Annotated in this window: 2 protein-coding genes and 1 pseudogene; all 3 read right to left on the bottom strand. The window is 64.6% G+C overall.

Translation table 11 applies throughout. The annotated features are described in order from the left end of the window. Positions 1 to 148: pseudogene (locus tag EOD07_RS38765) on the bottom strand (ABC transporter permease); the annotation flags it as partial. Further along, positions 148 to 1,041, bottom strand: coding sequence for an ABC transporter permease (locus EOD07_RS31095; RefSeq protein ID WP_164772719.1), 894 nt, complete (start codon positions 1,039 to 1,041; stop codon positions 148 to 150). The gene EOD07_RS31095 and the pseudogene EOD07_RS38765, both read right to left, overlap by 1 nt. 47 nt (positions 1,042 to 1,088) lie before the next feature. Continuing rightward, a complete protein-coding gene (locus EOD07_RS31090; RefSeq protein ID WP_127238011.1) occupies positions 1,089 to 2,252 on the bottom strand; it encodes a spermidine/putrescine ABC transporter substrate-binding protein in 1,164 nt (387 codons plus the stop codon). Positions 2,253 to 2,373 lie beyond the last annotated feature (121 nt).

Here is a 2,373-nt window from a genome sequence, read left to right as displayed (position 1 = left end):
GGAAGGGATTGGACAGCGCCTTGCCGTACCATTGCACGGAGAAGCCGGTGAACTCGCTGGCATGGTGGCCGGCATTGAAGGAGAACAGCACGACCAGCGCGATCGGCAGATAGAGGAACGCAAAAACGGCAACGACGAAGGCGCGCATCAGATCAGGTCCACCCGGCGTGCGCCCGAAAGCCGGGTCGAGATGCGGTTGGCGACGATCAGCACCACGACCGAGACCAGCACCAGCGTGATGGCGATGGCCGATCCGAATGGCCAGTTGCGTGATTGCAGGAAGAGATCGACCAGCGCGTTGCCGATGAAGAACACCTTGCCGCCGCCGAGCAGCGTCGGGATCAGATATTCGCCGAGCAGCAGGATCATCACCAGCGAGAAGCCGGTCATCACGCCGGGCAGCGACAGCCTGAGCGTCACGCCAAGGAAGGTCGACAGCGGCGTGGCACCCAGGTCGGCAGAAGCCTCCAGCAGGCGCCGGTCGAGCCGCTCGAGGCTGACATAGATCGGCAGGATCATCAGCGGCAGATAGCCGTAGACGATGCCGAGCAGCACCGCGCCCGGCGTGTTGATCAGCCTCAGATCCTCGATGCCGACATAGGCGAGCAGGGCCGGGATGCCGCGCCCGCCGAGGATGTACATCCAGGCATAGGTACGCATCAGAAGGCTGGTCCAGAACGGGATGACGATCATCGCGAGCAGGATCAGCCGCCAGCGGTGCGGCGCCCGCAGCGCCAGATAGTAGGCGACCGGATAGGCGACGAGCAGGCAGGCGAGCGCGCCGATGGGCGCCAGCACCATCGTGTTCCAGAAGGCCGTCGCCCGCGCCGGCAAATTGGCATATTGCGCGAAGGTGAGCGCGGCTTGGTAGCCGCCCTCGGGCGCCCGCTCGCCGACGCTGAAGATGGCGATGGCGACGAAGGGCAGCACCAGGAAGACGACCAGCCACAGCGCCGCCGGGGCGAGCAGCAGCGCCGTCACGAGGTTTTTGCGAAAGAGACTGCGGCGCATCGGGAAAGCCGGTTGGGAGCCGGCGGGCATTTGCCCGCCGGTCGCATTGTCTGGATCGGGTTTGTGACCGGTCTCGCTCAAGCCGACTTGAAGCGCGCCATCAGCTCGGCGCGGCCCGGATCGGTCAGCGTCGCGGCGGCGCCGAACTCCAGCGGCTTCAGCAGGTCGGCCGCCGGATAGAGGATCGGGTTGTCGAGCACTTCCTTGGGCAGCAGCGCGTTGACCCGCGCATCGGTCGAGGGCGCGCCATTGGCCAGATGCTCCTTCACCGCTACCTTCGGGTTCATCAGGTAGTTGAGCAGCGCATAGCCGGCCGGCTTGTTCGGCGCGTCCTTCGGGATGGCGTAAAAGTCGGTCCAGATCTCGCCGCCTTCCTTGCCGAGCACATAAGCGATCTCGGGGATGTCGCGATGAAGCTGCGCGCCGTCATTGGTCCAGCACATCGTCATCCAGGCGTCGCCGGCGCGCATTCCCGGCTGGTAGTCGCTCGACACGGCGAACAGATGCGGCTTGACCTTGAGCAGCAGCTCCTCGGCCTTGGCGAGCTCGTCCTGCTTCAGCGAGTTGAACGAGTAGCCGTAATATTTCAGCGCATTGCCGATCGTGGTCAGCTGGTAGTCATGCACCATGGTGCGGCCGTCGCCTTCCGCCATGGCGGTGTCCCAGAATTCCTTCCAGCTCGACATCGGCTTGCTGAGCTTCTTGGTGTTGACGGCGAAGCCAGTCGTGCCCCAGTTCTTCGGCACGGCATAGATCGTGCCGTCGATCGTGCCTTCGGCGGTGAAGCGCGCATCTTCCGACTTGCCGTCGAAATTGCCGAGCTTGACCATGTCCAGCGCCTCGATGATGCCGAGCTTCTTGTAGGTCGAGATCGTGTAGTTGGTCGGCACGAACAGGCTCCAGCCCGAGCCGCCGGCCTGCAGCTTGGCCAGCATCTCCTCGTTCGAGCCGAAGACGTTGACCTCGACGGCGACGCCCGTGTCGGCCTTGAAGTTCTCGAAGGTCTGCGGGTCGTGGTAGTTCGGCCAGGTGGCGATCGACATGCGGTCGCCGAGGTTCTCGGCGGCGAAGGCCGGCGTCGGCATGATGCCGAGCTCGCGCGCCATCACCGCGGTCGCGACGCCGAGGCCGGTGAGGCCAAGGAAGTCGCGCCGGCTGATCGAGCCGCGCTTCAGGCGCATCAACTGGTCGACGAATTTATCCGGGGTTATCGGCAGTCCGTCACGATAGGATTTCGGCATTTTGGTCTTCCCTCTGGTTGGTCCCGTTATTGTTGGCATGCGGAAACGCCAGCGGCGCTCCGGCGGCAAAGCCGATGGCGACGGGTTCGCCCGGCTTGAAGAGATTGCCCTGGCCGATCAC

It is taken from the genome of Mesorhizobium sp. M2C.T.Ca.TU.002.02.1.1, from assembly GCF_003997225.1.
This window is presented reverse-complemented; position numbering and strand designations above follow the sequence as displayed.